A 20,309-nucleotide genomic window follows, 5' to 3' on the forward strand; every position below is an offset into this window, starting at 1 on the left:
GGGATGGCTCGCGGAGACCCCACAGGGCTCGGCACGCTCGCCAGTGGTGGGAAGTGGAAATTCGTCGTCCCGTCGAAAACCAGCCAGCTATCCCCTCGCACCTGCCAGCGCGTCGAACAGCCGCTGCTTGAAGTCGTCGCGCGAGACGCCGTCGGAGGGGCCGAGCCCCTCCATGTGCTCCTTCGAGAGCTGGCCGCCACCCATGCGGGCGTGGCCGCCGGCGTCGGCCATCGGGATGTCGGCGACGACGGAGCGCAGGGCCTCGCCCATGTGGATGCGGTCGTCGCGCGACCGGCCGGACATGTGGACGGTGCCGTCCTGCTCGCCGAAGACGACGACGGCGCTGACGCCTTCGAGGTGCATCAGCTCGTCGGCGGCCTGCGGGATGGCGTCGACGTTCGGGATGGCCCCGAGGTCGCAGACGGCGAAGGGGCCGTCGACGTCCTTCTCGACGATGGCCTTCGCCTTCGTCTTGAGCACCTCGTCGGGGACCTGCGGGTTGGCGATGCGGTCGAGCAGGTCCTCGTTGACGGCCGGGTAGAGGTACGCGCTGGCGTCGAACTCGGCCGCCGAACAGCCCTTCGTCAGGTCGCTCGTGTCGGAGAGGATGCCGTAGACGAGCCCGGTGGCGGTCTTGGACTCGAGTGCGAGGCCCTCGTCGCCGTTGCCGTGGCTGGCGTCGAGCTCCTCGTAGTACTCCGCGAAGATGGTCGCACACGCGCCGTAGTCGGTCCGGATGTCGGTGTGGTCGGTGCCGGTTCCGTTGCCGGGGTGGTGGTCCACGACCGCGTACGGCTCGACGCTCTGGGCACCCTGGAACCCGCGGGCGGTGTTGTGGTCCACGAGGACGACCGTGTCCGACGCGAGGTCCCCGGCGGTCTCGATCTGTTCGAGGTCGAGGTCGAGGACGGTCCGGAACGCCCGGTTCTCCTGGTGGCGTATCTCGCCCGGGTACTGGAGGGTGGCGTCGGCCCCCGCGTGTTCACAGAGGTCGGCGGCCGCCATCCCGGCGGCCATCGCGTCCGGGTCCGGGTTCGGATGCAGCAGTACCGACACCTCGTCGACACCCCCGACGGCGCGGACGAACCGTTCGCCGGGTGACCGACGAAGCCGCTGGACGCCGACCAGCCCCGCTCCGGCCCCCAGGACCACCGCGAGCAACACACCGGCAGCCATCATCGGATCGTTGGTGGCTGCGTCGACGGCGTTGGCGGCGCGAATGGCGGCCGGGGTGACAGCGAACCCCATACCCCACGTCTCACATCGGACGAGTAAGAAGGTTCCCACTCGGTCACTACGCGCGATACCCGTCGACAGCGGCACGATAGCCGGCCCGGAACGTCGGATATCGGGGCTCGTATCCCAGCTCGCGGAGGCGGTCGTTCGAACAGCGTTTCGACGTGCGGATGCGTCGCTTGGCCGCCTCGGAGAGGTCGGGGTCGGCCAGTCGCTCCGCCTTGGTCTGCTTCGGCGGCTCCGGCACCCTGCACTGCTCGGCCAACCAGTCCGCGAACTCCCACTTCGAGACGGGCTCGTCGTCGACGACCTGCACGACGGCACCGCGTGCGAGGTCCTCCTCCAGCAGGAACCGGACCGCACCGGCGGCGTCGTCCCGGTGGACCATGTTCAGGTAGCCCTCCGTGACCGGTCCGGAGAGGTACCGCTCCAGACGGTAGCGGTCGGGACCGTACAGTCCAGCGAACCGAGCGACGGTCCCGTCGATGCCGTGGGTCTCGCCTGCCGCCAGCGCCAGCTCCTCGGCCTCGACCAGCACCTCGGTCTTCGGCGTCGTCGGGTCGAGCGGTGTCGACTCGTCGACCCAGTCGCCGTCGTGGTCGCCGTGGACGCCCGTACTGGAGGTGTAGACGAGCCGGTCCGGTGGCGACTCCCGCGCGGCGAAGTGGTCGAGCACGGTCCGCAGCCCGTCGATGTAGATCTCGCGCGCGGCGTCGGCACCGCGCCCGCCGGTGCTGGCGGCGAAGACGATGGCGTCCGCGTCGGGGACGGCCGCGAGGCTCTCGCCGTCGGTGATGTCCGCCTCGACGGCCTCGAAGCCGGCCGCCTCGATGGCCGCCAGCCCGTCGGTCGAGCGCCGGACGCCGACGGCGTCGTGCCCCACCTCGGTCAACTGTCGTCCCAGTTCGATGCCGACGTAGCCACAGCCGAGGATCGCGACGCGCATGGACGGTGGTAGGAGGGAGACGGTGTTAGGGATGCCGGGATTCGACGGCGATGGCAACCGTCGCGCGGTCTGACTACGGCTGGTGCGTCGCGATGACGTGCTGGATGTAGACGAACTCCCGGAACGTCATCGGGGCGCGGCGCTCGATCTTCTGCTGAACCTCCGTCGCCTCCAGGTTCAGCGGCAGCTCGGCCGTCACCGCGTCGATGTCGAGCACGCCCGTGGTCATCCCGAGCAGGAGATGCTCGCAGGCCATCTCGTGGACCGTGTCGGCGTCGGCGACACCGTCGGCCAGCGCCTGGATCGCTGCGGCCTGCTCCAGGGTCAGCTCCTCGGGGAGCTCCTCGTTCGCGACGGTCTCGACGAGCTGCCGGTCGAGCCCGGTCTCCTTGACGACTGCGTCCACGCCGTGGGCCTCGACGATGGCGGCGAGGTCTGCGGCGTACTCCGATTCCAGCTCGGGCGGGGACTGCCCCGACACGTCGGTCCGGTGTTCGTGGAACATGGCTGTCCGTTCGGTCCGGCGCGTACAAGTCAGTGCTGCAATCGGACGCGTTCCCGGCCTCCGTACCCGCGGGGGTGCCGGTCGCCGCCGGCCAGCGTTCGGCCCCCGGACACGGCCAGGCACCGGTGTGCTCGTCTGCGACCCCGTTCCTGTCCCCCACGCCCTGCTTGCCCGGTGGGACCGCCACGACGACGGCGACGCTGTTCTCGAAGGAGACGCGGTCGGCGTGTCCGACACGTTCCGGGTCCCCGTCACCGTCGACGTCGAACGCGACCGGGGACCCATCGCGGCTGTAGACGAACCCGCCCGGTTCCCCTGGGGTTCCTCGGTCGGCTCGCACGGTGAACCGCGGATACGTCCCGCGAACGTCGACGACCCAGACGTTCGTCGTGACGACCCAGGAGTAAAGCGGCACCAGCGGGACGCCGGTGAACGTGTGTGGCACCTCCTCGTCGCTGCTCCCGTTTAGGTAGCCCTCGACACCGTCCTGAAGCGCCGAGTGCGCCCCGGCGGCCACGAGGCTACGCTGTCGGTCGCGGAGGAAACGGCTCGCGTCCCCGACCGGACCCTGCGGGAGCCGTGCGGCCTCGGACTGTCTCGCGTCCCGGACTGCAGTCGTCGCCCGGACCTGCAGTTCGTCGCGTTGTCGGGCGGTCACAGCGCCGTCCGGCGGCAGCCTGGTCGCGGCCTCGCCGGCGACCTGTGGTGCCAACGAGCCGTTCACGACCGCCTCCGCTCGCTCGGCCTCGGTCGGGTACCGCCCCAACGCCGCCGCGACGGCGGCGTCGGCCTCGGGATAGGCGAGCGTCGTCGTTGTCGCGAGGTCGACCGCGACCTGCTCCCGGACGCTCGCCAGCGACTCGCCGACCGCGGTCCGGAGCCGCTCCCGTCGTTGCCGTGCGCTCGCGTTCTCGGCGACGCGGCCCGCGTGCTCCATCGCAGACAGTGCCGGGCTCCCCGTCGCGAGCGCGACGCTGTCCCCGCTGGCTCCCTCGTCGACCTGACGTGTCACGCTGTCGGCGGCCTCGCCGTACGGGACGGTGAACAGGTTCACGTTCCGCGCGGTCAGCGGTGCGAACCCGTCCTCGCGCACCGCCCGGAGCCGGTCGGTGTCCAGCTCGCTCGTGACGAGGTACGACGGGCCGGCAGCGACGTCGAACGAGACCGGCCCCGCCGGGCCATCGCTGCCGAGCGTGGGTGCACCCGGCAGATTCGCGTTCGCGCTCGCGTCCATCGTCGCGTCAGCTTCGGCGAGCGAGTGGCCGTGGTCCGAGAGCACCTCGTCCATCCCGTCCCGGGTCCGGTCGGTCGCGTCGGCACGGGACTCGAGTTCGGCTTGGAGCTGGTCGAGGTACGCGGCCCGGGCGGCGGTCCGGAGTCGCCCCGCGACGCTCGGGTACGGGTCGGCTGCCGAGACGAGTTCGGGCCGGTCGGCGGCGATGCCGTCCGCCAGCGAGGTCGCGGGGCTCGCCGAGGTCACGAGGTCACCGTGCGTCGTCGTCACCGACCGGTTCCGCGTCCGGTCGCGGAGCGCGGCGGCGGCCAGATACGCGGTGTCCACGGCGTCCTCGGGCGGAGCTCCATGGACGACCGTCGGTGTCTCGTCGAGCCTCCCCGTCATGGCGGCGGTGGCCACCGAGTCCGGCCCACCGCGGTCGTCGACGACCGAGCGCACGTGCTGGCGCACGTCGGACGGGGTCTCGCCGCCGAGCACGCCACCGGGCTGGAACGCGCCCGGAACGTGGCCCTTGGGCCCCGGGGCGAGTGTCGCGGGCGTCGCGTCGACCGCCACGCCGACGCGGTCGGTCCGGTTCGCCGTGCGCTCGGTCTCGGTGCGGTTCGCGCCCCGGACCCAGACCGTGGTCGTCGTCTCTGTGACGGTGACGACGCGCTCGAACGTCAGGAACCGCGTCGCTCCGGACGGCCGGGACGGGACCGGCGCGGAGCCGGTTGAGACGGTGACAGCCCGGGTTGTGTGGCTCCCGCGTCGCTCCCAGCCCGGTCCCGGTGGGGCCGCGGGGAGCGCCGGCTCCGCGGCGACCTGCCTCGTCGTCGCGTGTACCAGGACCTCGGCGCTGTAGGTCCGTCGGACGACCTGTTCGACGGTCGGACCGTCGTCGCCGTCGAGCAGCCGGCGGAAGGCGTCGGTCGCGCTCTCGTTCACGCCGACTGTCACCGGGTCGTCGTGCGTCGTCCGTGGCGAGCCGGTCTCGGGGACCGCCGACACGTTCGGGTCCGCGTTGGCGAACGACCCGTCCATGTCCCCCAGAACGAGGTCCGTCCACTGCCCCGGACTGATGCCGGTCTCGCCCGGAGCCTGGTCGAGCGCCTCCTGTGCCAGCAGCCGAGCGCGTGCTCGCCCGAGTGCCCGTCGCCCCGCGTCGTCGCTCGCGCCGAAGACGCCTCGCTGGGTCGCCAGCGCCGCCTCGTTGGCCGACAGTGAGACGTGGCGGTTCCCGAGCACGTTGTCGACGGGGAGCCCGCCGAACTGTCCGTAGCCGCGGGCCCACGTCCAGGCGTACAGCCGTGAGGCGAACTGGCGACCGAGCCCCGGGCCCTCGGTCGGGCCACGGTTCAGCCGTCGCTCGTACTCGGTCACGCGGTCGTGGGTGGCCAGTACCGGCGTCGCACTCGTGAGGCGGACCGTCTCCGTCCGCCGGTCGACGGCGCGGTCGTGCCGCCAGAGCGTCACTGAGACGTTCGAGATGGCCACGGACACGGTGCCGTTCCCCGTCCTGGTGAGCGAGACGCGCTCGATGGCCGCCCGCGCGTCGGCCGTGCCGTCGATTGACGGGAGGGCGGCCGTCGCCCGTGCGTCGCCCGCACGGGCACCGACGCCGGCGAGCGCTCCTCGTGCCTGCAGGTACACCCGGAGTTCGAGCGCGTCGCGGAACGGCCGCGACCCGTTTAGCACCCGGCCGTACGTCGTGTTCGCCGGAGAGACGACCGGGTCGGCGGCCGCGTTCCGGGCCGCACGCTGGACCGCCGCCCGGAGTGCGGTCGTCACCGCGGCGTCGGCGCGCTCCATCGCCACGTCGCCGTCGGCCTCGGCACCGCCCGGTTGGCGCGTGGCGAACGTCGCCGCGAGCGTCGCGCTGCTGACAAGCAACAGGATACCGACGATGGCGAACGGAACCCGCGCTCGCTCGTCGTCCGCGAGTCTCACGCCGACCACGTCCTGACGGTGACCGTCGCGGTCTCGACCGAGACCAGCGCCGCGGCGGCGGTCGGGTCGTCGGTTCTCGTCTCGAGGTCGCGGGCGTACCGTGTGGCGAGCGCGTCGGTGAGGATACTGTTTGCCCGTCTGACCGACCCGTCCGCGACGGCACCGTCGAGCCCGACGCCGAGTGCGGCCGCGGTTCGGCGGTAGTGGCTGGCCGTTCGCTGGTCGGCCGATGCCTCCCCGACGAGCGCCAGCCGCGTCGGTTCGGGCGGGAACAGGCGGGTGATCATCGTGCTCGCGGCCTGTCGTGCGACGGCGTCGACCGTCCGTGGTTCGTCGGCACCGGTTGCCTCAGTCGCCCCGTTTCCGGCCACGGGTACCTGGAGCGTCGCGGTGTGGACGTCGACGCCAGGCGGTGGGCCGTCACCGACGACCAGGCGGCCCGCGAGCGGCGCGTCCGGATACGCCCGCCACGTGACGACGACCTGCCACGAAGACCGGATGCCGGCGAGTCGCTGATGTGTCGCGTTCCTGACGCCGCGCTCGAACCCGGAGCCCTCGGCGGCGGCAGTCACGTCGGCGACCGCGGCATGGGCGAGGAGGTCGGCGACAGTGCCGTGGGCGGTCCGGCAGTCGTCGGGGCGGGAGCCGCCGTCGACTCGGCAGGCGACCGCCGCTCGACCGCCGCTTCCCCCGTCCGGTCCCGTCGCGGCGTAGTGCACCGTCGTGGTCGTCGTGCCCAGCAGCGAGGCCGCGCGGTCCGCGGTGTCCGAGTCGTCCGGGGTGGGCCGGTCGACCGTCGCGAGGACTCCGACGGCGGCGGTGACGAAGAGCAGGCAGACCGCCACGTCGAGCACGGTGCTGACTGCGCGGCCGCCGGCGGAGTCGGGGAGCATCACGTCCACACCTCCACGTGGAGCCGTCCCGAGACGACCACGCCCGGTGCGACGCGGACGCTCACCGGACGTGCGGCGGTCGCGGCAGTCGGCGGTGCTGCGGGGCCAGCACGCCACCGTTCGCCGTCGGCCGCAAGCGTCACCGCGACGTGGTAGCCGTCCGGGCCGGCCGCGAGCGCCTCGTTCAGGTCCGCAGGGTCGGCGACGCCGGTCTCGGTCAGCGACTCGTGGACCCGCGAGAGCGTCGGCTCCGCGACCCGGCGTGAGTCCTCCGCGACGGGCAGCGAGTCGAGCGCGCCGGCGTACAGCGTCAGTCCGACCGCGACCGCGAACACGGCGACGAGCGCGGCGGTCGGCTCGACCTGCGCCCTACGCGTCGACCAGCGTGACATCCAGCTCACCCCATTCGAGGTGCCTGACGACGAGCTGGTCGTCGGCGGGCCGCCAGTCGGCGTCGGCGGCGCGCTCGCGGGCGGCCTCGACGGCCTCGCGGAAGGCGGCCAGCGAGTCGAACGCTCGTCCGGGTGGCACACCTCGGGCGACGCGAGTGAGGGCGTCGTCGCCGCCGACGGGGACGACCGGCCCGAAGGCGAACGTGGCGTGGCTCGTCTCGCCGTCGGTCCGGAGGGCGAGTCGGTGCGGGCGGAGTCTGACCCGGTCAGCGTCGAGCGGATGCTCGGCCGAGCTGGGGTAGCTGGAGCCGGCGACGGCGTCGACAGTGTCGGCGGCGGCCGACGCGTCGGGCGCGGGACGGGTCGGCAGGTCGGTCGCGACGCCGGCGACGGCGACGCTGGCGACCGCGACGGCGACCCAGGTATACCAGACGTCGGGTGGTGCGTCGAACATGCCGACCCTGGCCGCGGCTCCGTACTTGAACCCTCAGACGACCACGCCCGCGGCGACGACGCTCCCGACGTAGACACAGACCGCGGTCGGGAGCGCGCGGCCGACGTGGAGCCCGACGAGCGCGCGGTCGAGGCCGTGACGGAGCCCGGTCGAGAGGACGGTGAGGACGACCGCGAGCAGGCAGACGTAGACGCCGACGACGATGCCGAGGTCGGCCGTCGGGAGCGGCGGGACGCCTGTCGCGCTGCCACCGGCTCCCGCGCCGCCGAGACCCGCCGCTCCGGTGCTGCCGTCGATCCCCATCCCAGCTGCCAGCGCGACCGTCGCGCCCGCGACGAGCGGGCCGAACGTCGTGGCCGTGCTGGCCAGCGTCCCGGTCACGCGTGCGAGGTCGGTGCGACAGTCGCGCTCCAGCGCCTGCAGGTCGGCGAGGTGGTCGGCCATGGAGACGAGCGCGCGACCGGCCGGCGCACCCTCCTCGCTGGCGAGGCCGAGCAGCGTCGCGGTTCCCCTGGCCCGCGGGCTCGGCACGTCCGCGAGCGCGCCGTGGTCGCCGAGGAACGCGCGCTCGACGCCGACGCGGAGCTGGCGCTGGCGGCTGGCCGCCGTCGCGAACGTCTCGCCGGTCTCGCCCTCGACCTCCGCAGCGGCGCGTTCGACGGCCGACTCGACCGCTGTACCCTCCGAGACGCGCCGGCCGACGAGGTAGAGCGCGTCGACGAGGTCCGCCTCGACGGCCCGTGCGTGGTCCCGGACCGACGCGATGGGCCGGTAGCGGACGAGGAGCGCGACGCCGGCACCCATCGCGATGCCGACCAGCGGTGGGGTCCACGGCGGCGCGACGATACCAGCCAGTGCCGCACCGCCGACGCCGGCACCGAGCCCGCCAACGAGCGCGCGCCAGGGCCGGTCCGGTACGTCGGGGTGCGAACGCGGCACCGACGGTGGTGGGAACGCGACCGGACGGCGGGCGAACAGCCACGCACTCGCCCCGAGCAGGCAACAGGGGAGCGCCACGTCGTAGACGAGCACCAGGACGCCGACGGTGACCGGGACGCCGGCGACCCGCGCGGCCGGGAGCACGGCGACGAGCGCGAGCGGCAGGAGCACGCCGAACGCGTAGATGCCCGTCGCAGGACCCTGGATGCGTGCGCCGAACTCGTCCATCCGGTCGCGGGTCCCCCGCGTGACGGCGGTCATCGCCCGGTCGAGGGTGCGCCCGCGCTCGCCCGGCGGCGCGTCGGCGGCCGCGTCGACGAGGTGGAGGGCGCGGCGGAGCGCCGGGAACTCCGCGCCCCACTCGTCGGCGAAGGACCCGAGTCCGGACCCGGGTGCGCCACGAGCACGGCGGACGTGGCCCGCGAGGCTCCGCGCCAGCGGCCCGTCGTCGGTCTCGGCCGCGAAGGCGGCGGCGCGCTCGGCCGCGGGTTCGACGTGCATCCGCAGGACCGCTCGGCCGACCAGGTCGGGTGCGTCACCGAGTGCGGCGGTCCGACGGGCGCTCGCGAGTGCGCCGGGAGCGACGTGGACGGCGTGTGTGACGCCGAGCCCGAGCGCGGCGGCGACGAGCGGCACGGTCGTGGGGGAGAGCGAGAGGACGAGTGCGACGGCGGTGCCGGCGAACGCGGCCAGCGCACCCATCACGTAGCCGGCCCGGACGACCGTCGCGGCGTCGACCTCGGCCCCGACGAAGGCGAGCGCACGCCCCAGTTCGCCGCTCGTATCGACGGGCCACGGGTACCCACGGCCGAGTAGCGAGAGCACGATAGCGAGACGGGACGTCACGACCAGCCACCGTCTTCGGGCACGTCGCCGTCGACCTCGCCGGCGAGCGAGGCGATGCTCTCGGCGCGGTCGGCCAGCGCCTCGCGCACGTCGGCGTAGGACTCGCCGGGGCGGGCGAGGGCCACCACGAGTTCGCTCTCGCCGCGGTCGATGCGCCCGGTCGGCTCCAGCTCGCGGCCGTCGAGTTCGAACAGCGGCGCGAAGGAGACACCGTCGTCCCCACCGGTACGGACCTCCTCGATGCGGCAGACGCGCCGAACGCTCCCATCCGGCGTGTCGAGCGGTCGGAGCGTGACGACGAGGTCCGTGACGGCGAACGAGGAGACGGGAACACCGAGATCCGAGACGACGCGCTCTTTCACATCCGCACCACCGTCGCCGTGGATCGTCCCAAGCACCGCGCTCCCGCTCGCACCGACGCGCATCGCCTCGTAGAGCACGCGTGCCTCCTCGCCGCGGACCTCGCCGACGACGAGCGCACCCTCGCCCAGCCGGAGCGCGGTGCGGAGCGCCTCGTCGGGGGCGACGCTCGGCCCGTCGTCGGTCGCCGTTCGGAGTGCCTGCACGTCCCGCCCGTGGCTCTGGAGGCTCGCGACCGGGAGTTCGGGGGTGTCCTCGATGACGACGGTCCTCGTCTCGACGGGGAGCTCCCAGAGCAGCGCGCCGAGCGTGGTCGTCTTGCCCGCGCCGCGGGTCCCGGCGACCAGCGTGGCGGCGGCTCGCTCGACCGCGAGCGAGAGCACGGCGGCGGCCCGGGGGGTCACGGAGTCGACGGCGACGAGCCGTGGGAGCGTCCAGGCCTCGGTGCCCGAGCGGCGGAACGCGAAGCCGTAGCCGTCGCTGACCGGTTCGGTGACGCCGGCGACGCGGATCTGCTCTCCCGCGACCGTCGCCGTCGCGTCGAGCGTCGGGCTTGCCCTGGAGAACGCACGGCCGCTCTCGCGACGGAACCGGGAGGCGAGTGCGGCCGCGCCGTCGGCGGTCAGGCGAACGTTCGTCGGCATGGTGTGTCCGTCGGCGGTCACCCGGAGCGGGGTCCCGGTGACCGGTGCAGAGGCGAACACGTCGGAGACCGCGTCGTCGGCGAAGCAGTCGGTCAGCACGCCGAAGCCGCGGGTGTGCTTCCGGAGGACCGCCGAGAGCGTCTCGACCGGGTCGTCGTCGTCCGCGACGGCACGGACGGCCCGGCCCGGCGCGCGTCGGCCCGCACCGTCGTCGTCGACGGCACCGTCCGCGGTCCCCGACGCGAGCCGTTCGTAGGCGGCGTCGAGCGTCCGCAGACTCGCCGGGTCCAGCCGGTGCTCGACCGGCTCGACGTGGTAGCGCCGTCGGCCCGCTGCGTCCTCGTACTCGCGCACCGCCGCGTCGGTGTCCGTCTCGCGAGCCCGCAGCAGCGTCGCGCCCGGTGGGGGCGTCGCCGCGACCCTGGCGCGGGCGAGCGACGGAGCCACGTACGGGCGGAGCACGGCTTCGTACCGGCCGATGTCCGCGTCGCCACCCGCCGCGAGCTTCCGTGCGCGCTTCGCTGCGAGCGCGAGGCCCGTCTCGGCGGCGGCGTCCGCGACCGGTCCGGTGCGTGCCTCGGCGTCCGCTGCCGCCCGGAGCGGGTCCGTCTCGGCACGGTCGGCAAGCGTCGGGTCGCGGTGCGCGACGGTCTCGGCGAACCGGCCGGCCGCGACGAGCAGCGCCGCGGCGTCGTCCTCGTAGGCGCGGTCGACACCCTCGGCCCGACAGACGACACGGTCGGCGTCGCGCGAGGCGAGGGCCCCGACGACGGTCGCCCGACAGTCCGGTACCGTCGCGAGGTCGCCACGGCCGTCACAGTCGCTCGCGTCGACCAGCAGTCGGTCGTCCTCGAACCGAGGGCGACAGCCACAGCGGTCGTCGTCATCGTCGCCCAGCAGCGAACGGAGTGGTCCCATGCCGCCCCTGGCCGCCCGCTCCGGTTTAAACTTCGACCCGGTCGACGTGCACACCGTCCAGTGCGAGCGTGAGGCGCAGCTCGTAGCGGCCGCTCCCCTCGAGCACGAGGGGTCCATCGGCGTCGGTGACGAGCCGGAACGGGAGTTCGACGGTCCGGGGGTCGCCGCCAGCGAGTGCGTAGGCGACGACGTGTGGGTCGCGGTCCGCCACGTCGGGGCGTCCCCCGAGTGCGACCCAGTCGACACTGGCGGTCGTCAAGCTCTCGCCCGGGACCCGCAGCGTGACGAACCGTCGCGGCCCGGTCGCGGGCGACGGTGTCGGGGCCTCGAGGCCGAGTAGCGCCGTCCCCGCGCGTTCGAGAGCCGTCAGGTCGGTCGCGACGACGCGGTCGCTCCGGTGTTCGCGGGCGTCCGCCGCGGCGGGGGCGGCCACGGCGAACAGCGCGAGCGTGACGGCGACCGCGAGGACGACGCGCATCACAGCAGGTCACGCAGCCGGGCGAGCAGCCCGGGGTCCGCGTCGGTGTCGTCCTCGCTCTCGAAGCGTGGCGCGGGGGATGTCGGCCACTCGGCGTCGAGCGTCCGGTCGCGTCGTCCGGTGGTCGGTCGGTCGTCGTCCTGCTGGTCGTCGCAGTGCGGGCAGTGCCCGTCGTGACTGGGTTCACGGTGTTCGCGTGACTGGGTCGGAGCCGTCTCGAGCTCGTCGACGCGGACCTCCAGCGTCTCGACCGCGGCCAGGGCTGCGTCGGCACGCTCTTCGACGCGTTCGTCGACCGACCGGACCTTGCCGGCGTAGCCACGGAGCGCCTGGACGGCGGCCTCGACCTCGGACAGCGTCGTCTCGGCGTCGTCGAGGCGCGATTCGAACTCGTCGAGGCGGTCGCCCTCCCGCTCGTCGTGTCGCCGGGCTGACCGGTGGTCAGCGTTCGGTTCGTCGGGCGTCGTCGTCACGCTCGCGGCGCGGTCGGTCGACCCATCCAGCGCGCGTTCGACTGCGCGGAGCCTGTCCTCGAGGGTGTCGGGCATGACCGCTCTGGGCGCGTCATCCAACAAAAACGATTGGTCGGAACGTTTACCCCCTCGTCGTTCGACGTTCGGGACATGAAAGTCGTCCTGATTGGTGTCGGGCAGGCCGGTGGGAAGCTCACCCAGGCCCTGGCCGAGTTCGACTACGAGATGGACTTCGACGCCGTCCGCGGCGCACTCGCCGTGAACACGGCGGAGACGGACCTCCAGACGCTCGATATCGAGACACAGCTCATCGGCCAGGACCGCGTGCGCGGCCACGGCGTCGGTGGCGACAACGAGCTCGGTGCCGAGGTGATGCAGGAGGACGCCGTCGAGGTGATGGACGCCCTCGACGGGAAGATAACCGCGGAGGCGGAGGCGGTCTTCGTCGTCGCCGGCCTCGGCGGCGGCACCGGCTCCGGCGGTGCACCCGTCCTCGTCCGCGAGCTCAAGCGGGTCTACGACGTGCCCGTCTACGCACTCGGTATCCTCCCCGGACGCGGCGAGGGGTCGATGTACCAGGCCAACGCCGGCCGTTCGCTCAAGACCGTCGTGCGGGAGGCCGACTCGACCATCCTCGTCGACAACGATGCGTGGCACGACGCCGGCGAGTCCGTCGAGGCCGCGTTCGACACCATCAACCGGAACATCGCCCAGCGCATCGGGCTGCTCTTTGCCTCCGGCGAGAACGTCGAGGGCGTCGGCGAGTCGGTCGTCGACTCCTCGGAGATCATCAACACGCTCCGCGAGGGCGGCATCGCCTGCGTCGGCTACGCCAGCGCCGCCGCCGGCGAGGACGCCGAGGACAACATCAACGCGGTCACGAGCATCACGCGCTCGGCCCTCTTCACGGGCACGAGCCTCCCCGACGCGGTGACGGCCGACGCCGCCCTCCTCGTCGTCGCCGGCCGTCCGGACGCCATCCCGCGCAAGGGCGTCGAGCGCGCACGGAGCTGGGTCGAGGACCAGACCGGCAGCCTCCAGGTCCGGGGTGGCGACTTCCCGCTCGACTCCGACCGCCTCGCGGCGCTGGTGCTGCTCGGCGGCGTCGAGCGCTCCCCGCGCATCGACGAGTTCATGGAGCGCGCACGGGAGGCACAGCAGGAACAGGAGCAGGTCGACCACACCGCGAACTTCCAGAACGACCAGCTCGACGACCTGTTCTGAGCTACTCGCGCTCCCGTTCGGGTTCTAGCTCGCGGTCGTCGTCGGTACCCTCCTCGTCGGCCGACGACCGTTCGATTCGGGCGCGGGCGTCCTCCAGCGTCTCCGTCTCCAGCAGGTTCTCGAGCTTGTTCTCGAACTGCTCCTCGGAGAGTTCGCCCTGCGCGTAGCGCTCACGGAGCGTCTCGAGCGCGTCGCGCTTCGAGTCGGGCAGCTTGCCCTCGCTCCGGCCCTTCAGTGCGTCGTCCATCCGACGGTCCGTCTCGTCGAGCACGTCGTCGTCCTCGTCGAAGAGGATGGCGACGATGGGGAGGACGACGGCGTAGCCGATGACGAAGATGAGCCACCAGTTCGGCACGTCCAGAAACAGACCGAGCAGGCCCGCGCCCAGGACGAGCAGCGAGGTGATCGCGGAGGCCTTTCCCTGGGAGTCCCCGTCGTCACCCGGTGTCATGCCCTGACGTTGGTGCAATCGTCGCAAAAACGTTCCGACAGGACTCAGGCGAGCGAGCCGCCGTCGAACTCGGTGCGCTCGTAGTCGACGTCCATCAGGTCGAGGATGGTCGGGGTTACGTCGTAGAGGTCGGCGTCGGTGATACTCACGTCGGGGTCGTCGACGAACAGCGCGGCGTTGTCGAAGCTGTGCATCCCGTTGCGCGCCTCCTTGCCGAACACGTCGTCGTGGCCCTTGAACCCGGCCTTGAGGTCGAAGCCGTGGTTCGGGATGACGACGAGATCGGGCGCGATCGCGTCGTGGTCGCCGCGGAACGCCTGCTCCTTCTCGACGACGCGCTCGGCGACCGGCTCGCCGTTCGGCCCCTCCAGGGCCTCGAGTTCGGCCTTGAGCTCGTCGCGGACGGCGTCGGACTCCTCCTCGGGGACGCTGCCGCGGGGTTCGCGGCCCTCGAGGTTGAGGTAGACGCGGCCGGGGATGAACGAGTACGCCCGGGTGTCGTCGCTGATGTCGCCGAGCTCGCTCGGCTCGTCGGTGTCGAAGGAGAGCCAGCCCTCGCGACGGAGCCACTCGTTGAGGTGGACCTCGTGGTCGAGGGTGGTGAACCCGTGGTCCGAGGCGACCATCATCGTCACGTCGTCGGGGAGTGCGTCACGGAGCTTCCCGATGTACTCGTCTACCTTGCGGTAGAACTCGATGAACTCCTCGCTGTACTCGCCGTCGCGCTCGTAGTGCTCGAACAGGAAGTGGTTCACGCGGTCGGTCGTCATGAACACGCCGAAGAAGAGGTCCCAGTCGTCCTCTTCGACGTAGTGCTCGAACGTCTCGAAGCGCTTCTCGAGCGTCTCGTGGGCGTTCTCGATGAACGCGGACTTGTCCTCGTCGTGGCCGAGCTTGGCGTTCACGTCGAGGTTGTAGTCGATGGAGTCGAGGTACTGCTGCAGCTCCTCGGGCTGTGCGGCCTTCGACATGTCGTCGACGGAGAGGAAGCCCGACACCTGTCGCTGGACGTTGCGCTGGGGCGGGAACGTCACGGGGACGTTCAGCACGGTGGCGTCGCGGCCGTCCTCCTGGACGCGGTCCCAGAGCCGTTTCGCCTGCACGTCGTCGCCCATCGGGACGTACGTGTCGTAGGTGCCCGTCTCTCGGTCCTGGAAGCCGTAGACGCCCGTCTCGCCCGGGTTGACGCCGGTGGTCAGCGACGGCCAGCACGCGCTGGACTCCGGCGGCACGATGCTCTCTATCGCCGCGGCACTGCCCTCGCGGGCGATCTCGTTGAGGTTCGGGAACACGTCCTCGTTGTCGGTGACGAGGCTGTACGGCACACCGTCGATACCGAAGAAGGCGACGCGTGGCGCGTCGTCACCGCGTAACCTGTCGAACAGACCCATACCTTCCCGTACTGGAGATGGATACAAGAACCTTCTTTTCACCGGCAGCGCCACCGCCGCTCGTCGATGGCGGCAAGAACGGCTACCGCTCCGGCCGCTCGAAGTTCGTCGGGACGACGGTGACGTGGGAGAGTCCGACCGACGGGCGGTCGTCGTCGTCCTCGCGGCTGTCGGTCGTGGGAGTCGTGGTGTTGGTCGCCATCACAGGTGGTGCTACGGACGGTACCCGGATAAGATTACCCATGCTCATAATTCATCGTGGGGTGGGTTCGCATAACCGGTGCGTATCCGGGGAGCGCCGCGTCGCTGTGTGGAGGTGTGATCGCGGCGAAGAACGGAGCGTCGTGGGTCGTGACGGCGCTACTGGAACTCGTCCTCGTAGAGGTCCATCGCGTGCTCGATGGCCTCCTTCGCGGCCGCCTTGTCCTCCCAGCCCAGCGTCTCGACTTCCTTGCCCTCCTCGAGGTTCTTGTACGTCGCGAAGAACTCGTCGATCTCGTCGCGTTGCTGCTGTGGGATGTCCTCCAGGTCCTCGATGTGGTCGAAGCGCGGGTCCTCGGTCGGCACCGCGATGACCTTGTCGTCCTGCTCGCCGTCGTCGTCCATCTTCATGAGAGCGACGGGACGGGCCTCGATGATGCAGCCGGGGAACGTCTGGTCCTCGACGAGCACCAGCACGTCGAAGGGGTCCTCGTCGTCGTAGTACGACTGCGGGATGAAGCCGTAGTCCGAGGGGTAGTGGACGTTGCTGTGGAGCACACGGTCGAGCACGACGCCGGGGACGTCCTTGTCGTACTCGTACTTGTTGCGCTCGCCCTTGAGGCACTCGACGACCGCGTAGATCTCTTCCGGCGGGTTCGGACCCGTCTCGAGGTCTTCCCAGAGGTTCGTCATACGTCCCGGCGTGGGACTGGCCGGGGCAAAGTCCTTTCGTCTCGGCCGTATGCGGCACGTTCGCACGTGCCCGGGTGGGGTATGCGTGTCCGTCTCGGCCTCAGATCGGCTGTTCTCGGACTCGGCCCGAACTGGTCACCGTCTGGTTTTTTCCCTCATGCAATTAAACGTAAGTAGCGGCGGACACAACGAATAGTTGAGAAGTGTTAAATAGCTCGATGACATTTATGCAACCATGTCAGAGGCACAAACAGTCACCGGCAAGCAGGGCATTGCACGCGAACTCACCGCGTTCCAGCACAACATCCTCGTGATCCTGGCCAAGGAACCGATGTACGGGCTGGCGATCAAGCGGGAGCTGGAGGAGTACTACGGCACCGAGGTCAACCACGGGCGTCTGTACCCCAACCTCGACGAGCTGGTCGGGCTCGGGCTCATCGACAAGAGCGAGCTTGACAAGCGCACGAACCAGTACGAGCTGACCGACGACGGCTACGACGCCGTCATGGACCAGGTCGAGTGGACGCTCGAGAACATCGCGACCGACGAGGAGCGCGCGGACGACGTCCGGGCCATCCTCGAGTAACGGAACTGCGACAGTCGCTGACGACGCGGGAGGCGGACTACGGACCGGGCACCCGCTCTCCTGCCGTCTCGTACACGAGTTCGAGCGACTGCTCCACCACTGCGGTCTGTTCCTCGCTGGGCCAGGCGTTGCGCGGGTAGTACTCCTCGAGGAACTCCCGCATCTCGCCCGCCGTGAGCGACTCGGCGGGCTTCGCGTAGTGGTTCCCGGCGAAGTCGGCGAACGCCGTCGCGTTCCGTGCGTGTACCTCGCCGTGCTCCTCGCGGACCTGTTCGACGAGCTCGCGGTTGTGCTCGTCCACCGCGCGCCACTCGTCGGGGTCGCCGGGGCCGGAGAGCGGCACCTCCACGGCGCGTGAGGTGTCCTCGATGCGGTCCATCTGGACGACGCCGTCCTCGAGCCAGTCCTGCGGATAGCAGACCAGGGTGGCCTCGTCCTCGCTCCGGACGCGCGCGGCGTAGCCGTACTCGTCGACGAGGTCGGCACGTCGGTCGCGGTACGATTCCGCCTCGGCGTCGTCGACTGCCTCACGCGCGAGCCGGGACAGGCGCTCGGCCTCGTCCACCACCGGCTCTGGGAGCTCGTTCCCGCTCTGGTCCATCGCTGTGTCATCCACCGTAGTGTTATCTTTCCCTGACATTGACACGTCTTCTCAGGCCTCGTCGAGTGCCTCGTTGGCCAGTTCGTCCGCACGCTCGTTAATCTCACGGGGGACGTGGCTGATGGTCCACGAGTCGAAGTTCGACAGGAGCTCGTGGACCGAGACCCGCTTCTCCCGCATCGTGGGGTCGTTCGCGTTGTACTCCCCTCGCACCTGCTTGACGATGAGTTCGGAGTCGCCGCGGATCTCCACCTCGTCGTAGCCGTAGTCGACGGCCACCTCGAGTACGCGCAGGAGCGCCTCGTACTCGGCCTGGTTGTTCGTCGCGTCCCCGATGCGCTCGCCACCTTCGGCGACGATGCCGTCGCTCGTGACGACGACCCAGCCGATGGCGGCGGGCCCGGGGTTCCCCCGCGACGCGCCGTCGAAGTAGCAGTGCGCCCGACCGCTCCCCTCCCGGAGGAGCGCCTCGATGTCGGCTGGACGTGCGCCCTGCACGACGACCTTCCCGTCGTACGCGACCGCGGACGCATCTCCGTACTCCGCGCGCCAGCGTTCGTGCTCGGTGTTCCCCTCGGTTACCCTCGCACCGGCGGCTTCCAGCGCCGCGCGGGCCTCCTCGACGTCGCACTCGATGGCCGGCATTGACCGAAGGTCACCGAACCTCGGGTATAACCGTTCTGATTCCGAATTCGTGTCGGAAATAGTTACATCGCGCAGTCGTGCGGTTGTCTTCCTTCCACGTGGTTGTGTCCCCGTAACAGCCGACAGATTCCCACCGAGGGTTTAAGTGTGTGCGAAATACTACTATAAAAGTGCGATGACACGGTCCACCCGCCAGCGGGAGCGAGAAACCGAGACCGAGGCGTCGGACGAGCAGGAGGGAGTCAGGGAGTGTCCCGAATGCAGTTCCGAGAACCTGGTCAAGAGTTCCGACAGGGGCGAACTCGTCTGCGACGACTGCGGGCTCGTCGTCGAGGAGGAGAAGATCGACCCCGGTCCGGAGTGGCGAGCGTTCAACCACCAGGAGCGCCAGGAGAAGTCTCGCGTCGGTGCCCCCACAACGCAGACGATGCACGACAAGGGGCTGACGACGACTATCGACTGGAAAGACAAGGACGCGTACGGCCGTTCTATCTCCTCGAAGAAGCGGAGTCAGATGCACCGGCTCCGCAAGTGGCAGGAGCGCATCAGAACCAAGGACGCGGGCGAGCGCAATCTACAGTTCGCGCTCAGCGAGATCGACCGCATGGCCAGCGCACTGGGCGTCCCACGCTCGGTCCGCGAGGTCGCCTCGGTCATCTACCGCCGCGCCCTGAAGGAGGACCTCATCCGTGGCCGGTCCATCGAGGGCGTCGCGACGAGCGCGCTCTACGCGGCCTGCCGCAAGGAGGGGATCCCGCGCAGCCTCGAGGAGATCTCGGAGGTCTCCCGGGTCGAGCGCAAGGAGATCGGGCGCACGTACCGATACATCTCCCAGGAACTCGGCCTGGAGATGCGGCCGGTCGACCCGAAGAAGTACGTTCCCCGTTTCTGCTCCGAACTCGAACTCTCCGAAGAGGTACAGACCAAGGCCAACGAGATAATCGAGACGACCGCGGAGAAGGGTCTGCTCTCCGGCAAGTCGCCGACCGGCTACGCCGCCGCCGCCATCTACGCCGCCTCGCTGCTGTGCAACGAGAAGAAGACACAGCGCGAGGTGGCCGACGTGGCGCAGGTGACGGAGGTCACCATCCGGAACCGCTACCAGGAGCAGATCGAAGCGATGGGTATCCACAGCTAGAGCCCACACACCATCCACCCGTTCTTTCGCCCGCTCCCCTGCAGTACCGACTCAACGGGCCGTCCGACCGAGCCTGCCACGTGCGACACAACGCTTAACGAGCGTGGCGACAGACGTACCCGAAGATGGTGCTACTCGTCGGCACGTTCGACGGTCTCTTCGCCGTCCCGGAGGACGACGACGCCCCCGAACGACGGCTGGACGCGACCGTCCACCGACTGCACTCGACCGCCGGCGGCTGCGTCGCGGCCACCGAGTCCGGCCTCTACCGGACGACCGACGGCCACGACTGGGTCCACGTCGCGGACCTCCCCGGTGCCGCCGTCTCGACGGGTGTCAGCCCGGACGGCGAGCGCTGGTACGTCGGCACCGACCCCGCCGCCGTCTACGTCTCCACCGACGACGGGGCGAGCTGGCGCGAGCTCGAAGCCCTCCAGTCGCTCCCCGGCCGCGAGCGCTGGCGCGACCGCGCACCCGGCGACGACGCGAGCGTCCGTACGATGGCCGTCCATCCGGGCGCACCCGACCGGCTCGCCGTCGGCATCGAACCCGGCGGCGTCTACCTCAGCGTCGACGGCGGCGAGACGTGGTCGGCCCGCTCCGCGGGCGTCCACGACGACGTCCACCACCTGCTCGCGCTCGGGGCCGACGAGTACGTCGCCGCCTGCGGGAACGGGCTCTACCGGACCGACGACGCCGGCCGCACGTGGCTCAGACAGGACACCGACTTCCGCGACTTCTGGTTCAACTACTTCCGCGAGAGCTGCGAGCACGACGGGACGCTGTACATCGGTGCGAACGGCTGGGGGCCCGCCGCACCCGGCGGCGCGCTGTTCGAGGCGCACGACGGCGAGGTCGACCGGCTCCCGTACCCCGGCGAGAACGAGTCGTTCCCCGTCTCCTGGGCCGTCGTCGACGGCACCGTCTACGCCGGCACGATGGACGTACGCGACGGCTTCGGCCAGTACGAACCCGCCCGCATCCTCCGGCGCGAGGAGCGCGGCTGGTTCGAGGTCGCGACGGTCCCCGCGGGAGCCAGAACGCTCGCGACGGTTTAAGTACGAGGCCGCGCCCAGCGTCGGCGTGTCCTGACGACGGACCGACTGCGGGCAGCGGCTGTGCGACACGT

Annotated in this window: 19 protein-coding genes and 1 pseudogene; 4 read left to right on the forward strand and 16 right to left on the reverse strand. The window is 70.9% G+C overall.

The window, feature by feature from the left end; genetic code table 11:
- Nucleotides 1-87 precede the first annotated feature (87 nt).
- The 11 genes and pseudogenes from NO345_RS09810 to NO345_RS09855 form a co-directional block, all read right to left on the reverse strand.
- The gene (locus NO345_RS09810) at nucleotides 88-1,248 is read right to left on the reverse strand and encodes a DHH family phosphoesterase (protein ID WP_256298768.1); all 1,161 of its coding nucleotides are present in this window, start codon (nucleotides 1,246-1,248) and stop codon (nucleotides 88-90) included.
- Nucleotides 1,249-1,294: 46 nt separating this feature from the next.
- Nucleotides 1,295-2,182: an SDR family oxidoreductase gene (locus NO345_RS09815; RefSeq protein ID WP_256298770.1), complete on the reverse strand. Its 888-nt coding sequence runs from the start codon at nucleotides 2,180-2,182 to the stop codon at nucleotides 1,295-1,297.
- 73 nt (nucleotides 2,183-2,255) lie between these two features.
- The gene (locus NO345_RS19975) at nucleotides 2,256-2,687 is read right to left on the reverse strand and encodes a DUF5791 family protein (RefSeq protein ID WP_438266769.1); all 432 of its coding nucleotides are present in this window, start codon (nucleotides 2,685-2,687) and stop codon (nucleotides 2,256-2,258) included.
- Nucleotides 2,688-2,814: 127 nt separating this feature from the next.
- A pseudogene (locus NO345_RS19980) lies at nucleotides 2,815-5,862 on the reverse strand (DUF7286 family protein); the annotation flags it as partial.
- The gene (locus tag NO345_RS09825) at nucleotides 5,850-6,746 is read right to left on the reverse strand and encodes a DUF7284 family protein (RefSeq protein WP_256298774.1); all 897 of its coding nucleotides are present in this window, start codon (nucleotides 6,744-6,746) and stop codon (nucleotides 5,850-5,852) included. The gene NO345_RS09825 and the pseudogene NO345_RS19980, both read right to left, overlap by 13 nt.
- The gene (locus NO345_RS09830; RefSeq protein WP_256298776.1) at nucleotides 6,746-7,138 is read right to left on the reverse strand and encodes a DUF7285 family protein; all 393 of its coding nucleotides are present in this window, start codon (nucleotides 7,136-7,138) and stop codon (nucleotides 6,746-6,748) included. The genes NO345_RS09825 and NO345_RS09830 overlap by 1 nt, the downstream gene beginning before the upstream one ends.
- Complete coding sequence (locus tag NO345_RS09835) at nucleotides 7,116-7,592, reverse strand: DUF7283 family protein (protein ID WP_256298777.1); 477 nt, start codon at nucleotides 7,590-7,592, stop codon at nucleotides 7,116-7,118. The genes NO345_RS09830 and NO345_RS09835 overlap by 23 nt, the downstream gene beginning before the upstream one ends.
- A gap of 33 nt (nucleotides 7,593-7,625) precedes the next feature.
- Nucleotides 7,626-9,377, reverse strand: coding sequence for a type II secretion system protein (locus tag NO345_RS09840; RefSeq protein WP_256298779.1), 1,752 nt, complete (start codon nucleotides 9,375-9,377; stop codon nucleotides 7,626-7,628).
- Nucleotides 9,374-11,299: an ATPase, T2SS/T4P/T4SS family gene (locus NO345_RS09845; RefSeq protein ID WP_256298781.1), complete on the reverse strand. Its 1,926-nt coding sequence runs from the start codon at nucleotides 11,297-11,299 to the stop codon at nucleotides 9,374-9,376. The genes NO345_RS09840 and NO345_RS09845 overlap by 4 nt, the downstream gene beginning before the upstream one ends.
- Before the next feature lie 25 nt (nucleotides 11,300-11,324).
- On the reverse strand, nucleotides 11,325-11,777 hold the full coding sequence (locus NO345_RS09850; protein ID WP_256298782.1) for a DUF7311 family protein: 453 nt from the start codon (nucleotides 11,775-11,777) through the stop codon (nucleotides 11,325-11,327).
- Nucleotides 11,777-12,325, reverse strand: coding sequence for a DUF7310 family coiled-coil domain-containing protein (locus NO345_RS09855; RefSeq protein WP_256298784.1), 549 nt, complete (start codon nucleotides 12,323-12,325; stop codon nucleotides 11,777-11,779). The genes NO345_RS09850 and NO345_RS09855 overlap by 1 nt, the downstream gene beginning before the upstream one ends.
- 75 nt (nucleotides 12,326-12,400) lie before the next feature.
- On the opposite strand from NO345_RS09855, the gene NO345_RS09860 reads away from it, so the two are divergent.
- The gene (locus NO345_RS09860; RefSeq protein WP_256298786.1) at nucleotides 12,401-13,474 is read left to right on the forward strand and encodes a tubulin/FtsZ family protein; all 1,074 of its coding nucleotides are present in this window, start codon (nucleotides 12,401-12,403) and stop codon (nucleotides 13,472-13,474) included.
- 1 nt (nucleotide 13,475) lies between these two features.
- On the opposite strand, the gene NO345_RS09865 is transcribed toward NO345_RS09860, so the two are convergent.
- The 3 genes from NO345_RS09865 to NO345_RS09875 all read right to left on the reverse strand — a co-directional run bounded on the left by NO345_RS09865 (nucleotide 13,476) and on the right by NO345_RS09875 (nucleotide 16,210).
- Entirely contained in the window at nucleotides 13,476-13,925 is a 450-nt protein-coding gene (locus NO345_RS09865) for an SHOCT domain-containing protein (protein ID WP_256298788.1), read from the reverse strand.
- A 44-nt stretch (nucleotides 13,926-13,969) separates the two neighbouring features.
- Nucleotides 13,970-15,316, reverse strand: a complete 1,347-nt coding sequence (locus NO345_RS09870; protein WP_256298790.1) for an alkaline phosphatase family protein — start codon at nucleotides 15,314-15,316, stop codon at nucleotides 13,970-13,972.
- 360 nt (nucleotides 15,317-15,676) lie between these two features.
- A complete protein-coding gene (locus NO345_RS09875; protein WP_256298792.1) occupies nucleotides 15,677-16,210 on the reverse strand; it encodes an inorganic diphosphatase in 534 nt (177 codons plus the stop codon).
- 235 nt (nucleotides 16,211-16,445) lie between these two features.
- Here NO345_RS09875 and NO345_RS09880 point away from each other — a divergent pair, with 235 nt between their 5' ends.
- Nucleotides 16,446-16,796 (forward strand): PadR family transcriptional regulator, encoded by a 351-nt coding sequence (locus tag NO345_RS09880; protein ID WP_256298794.1) that lies wholly within the window; start codon nucleotides 16,446-16,448, stop codon nucleotides 16,794-16,796.
- 37 nt (nucleotides 16,797-16,833) lie between these two features.
- Here NO345_RS09880 and NO345_RS09885 read toward each other — a convergent pair whose 3' ends face one another.
- Entirely contained in the window at nucleotides 16,834-17,397 is a 564-nt protein-coding gene (locus NO345_RS09885) for a DUF7108 family protein (RefSeq protein ID WP_256298796.1), read from the reverse strand.
- A 51-nt stretch (nucleotides 17,398-17,448) separates the two neighbouring features.
- A complete protein-coding gene (gene rnhA, locus NO345_RS09890; protein ID WP_256298798.1) occupies nucleotides 17,449-18,042 on the reverse strand; it encodes a ribonuclease HI in 594 nt (197 codons plus the stop codon).
- A 175-nt stretch (nucleotides 18,043-18,217) separates the two neighbouring features.
- On the opposite strand from rnhA, the gene NO345_RS09895 reads away from it, so the two are divergent.
- Nucleotides 18,218-19,180 (forward strand): transcription initiation factor IIB, encoded by a 963-nt coding sequence (locus NO345_RS09895; RefSeq protein WP_089731433.1) that lies wholly within the window; start codon nucleotides 18,218-18,220, stop codon nucleotides 19,178-19,180.
- A gap of 125 nt (nucleotides 19,181-19,305) precedes the next feature.
- A complete protein-coding gene (locus NO345_RS09900) occupies nucleotides 19,306-20,238 on the forward strand; it encodes a WD40/YVTN/BNR-like repeat-containing protein (RefSeq protein ID WP_256298799.1) in 933 nt (310 codons plus the stop codon).
- Nucleotides 20,239-20,309 lie beyond the last annotated feature (71 nt).

Source organism: Haloarchaeobius salinus, from assembly GCF_024464185.1.
Taxonomy (GTDB): Archaea; Halobacteriota; Halobacteria; order Halobacteriales; family Natrialbaceae; genus Haloarchaeobius; species Haloarchaeobius salinus.

Coding starts and splice junctions, on each gene's coding strand:
- NO345_RS09810 (WP_256298768.1), bottom strand. CDS start 1,248: ATGGGGTTCGCTGTCACCCCGGCCGCCATTCGCGCCGCCAACGCCGTC.
- NO345_RS09815 (WP_256298770.1), bottom strand. CDS start 2,182: ATGCGCGTCGCGATCCTCGGCTGTGGCTACGTCGGCATCGAACTGGGA.
- NO345_RS19975 (WP_438266769.1), bottom strand. CDS start 2,687: ATGTTCCACGAACACCGGACCGACGTGTCGGGGCAGTCCCCGCCCGAG.
- NO345_RS09825 (WP_256298774.1), bottom strand. CDS start 6,746: ATGCTCCCCGACTCCGCCGGCGGCCGCGCAGTCAGCACCGTGCTCGAC.
- NO345_RS09830 (WP_256298776.1), bottom strand. CDS start 7,138: ATGTCACGCTGGTCGACGCGTAGGGCGCAGGTCGAGCCGACCGCCGCG.
- NO345_RS09835 (WP_256298777.1), bottom strand. CDS start 7,592: ATGTTCGACGCACCACCCGACGTCTGGTATACCTGGGTCGCCGTCGCG.
- NO345_RS09845 (WP_256298781.1), bottom strand. CDS start 11,299: ATGGGACCACTCCGTTCGCTGCTGGGCGACGATGACGACGACCGCTGT.
- NO345_RS09850 (WP_256298782.1), bottom strand. CDS start 11,777: ATGCGCGTCGTCCTCGCGGTCGCCGTCACGCTCGCGCTGTTCGCCGTG.
- NO345_RS09855 (WP_256298784.1), bottom strand. CDS start 12,325: ATGCCCGACACCCTCGAGGACAGGCTCCGCGCAGTCGAACGCGCGCTG.
- NO345_RS09860 (WP_256298786.1), top strand. CDS start 12,401: ATGAAAGTCGTCCTGATTGGTGTCGGGCAGGCCGGTGGGAAGCTCACC.
- NO345_RS09865 (WP_256298788.1), bottom strand. CDS start 13,925: ATGACACCGGGTGACGACGGGGACTCCCAGGGAAAGGCCTCCGCGATC.
- NO345_RS09870 (WP_256298790.1), bottom strand. CDS start 15,316: ATGGGTCTGTTCGACAGGTTACGCGGTGACGACGCGCCACGCGTCGCC.
- NO345_RS09875 (WP_256298792.1), bottom strand. CDS start 16,210: ATGACGAACCTCTGGGAAGACCTCGAGACGGGTCCGAACCCGCCGGAA.
- NO345_RS09880 (WP_256298794.1), top strand. CDS start 16,446: ATGTCAGAGGCACAAACAGTCACCGGCAAGCAGGGCATTGCACGCGAA.
- NO345_RS09885 (WP_256298796.1), bottom strand. CDS start 17,397: ATGGACCAGAGCGGGAACGAGCTCCCAGAGCCGGTGGTGGACGAGGCC.
- rnhA (WP_256298798.1), bottom strand. CDS start 18,042: ATGCCGGCCATCGAGTGCGACGTCGAGGAGGCCCGCGCGGCGCTGGAA.
- NO345_RS09895 (WP_089731433.1), top strand. CDS start 18,218: ATGACACGGTCCACCCGCCAGCGGGAGCGAGAAACCGAGACCGAGGCG.
- NO345_RS09900 (WP_256298799.1), top strand. CDS start 19,306: ATGGTGCTACTCGTCGGCACGTTCGACGGTCTCTTCGCCGTCCCGGAG.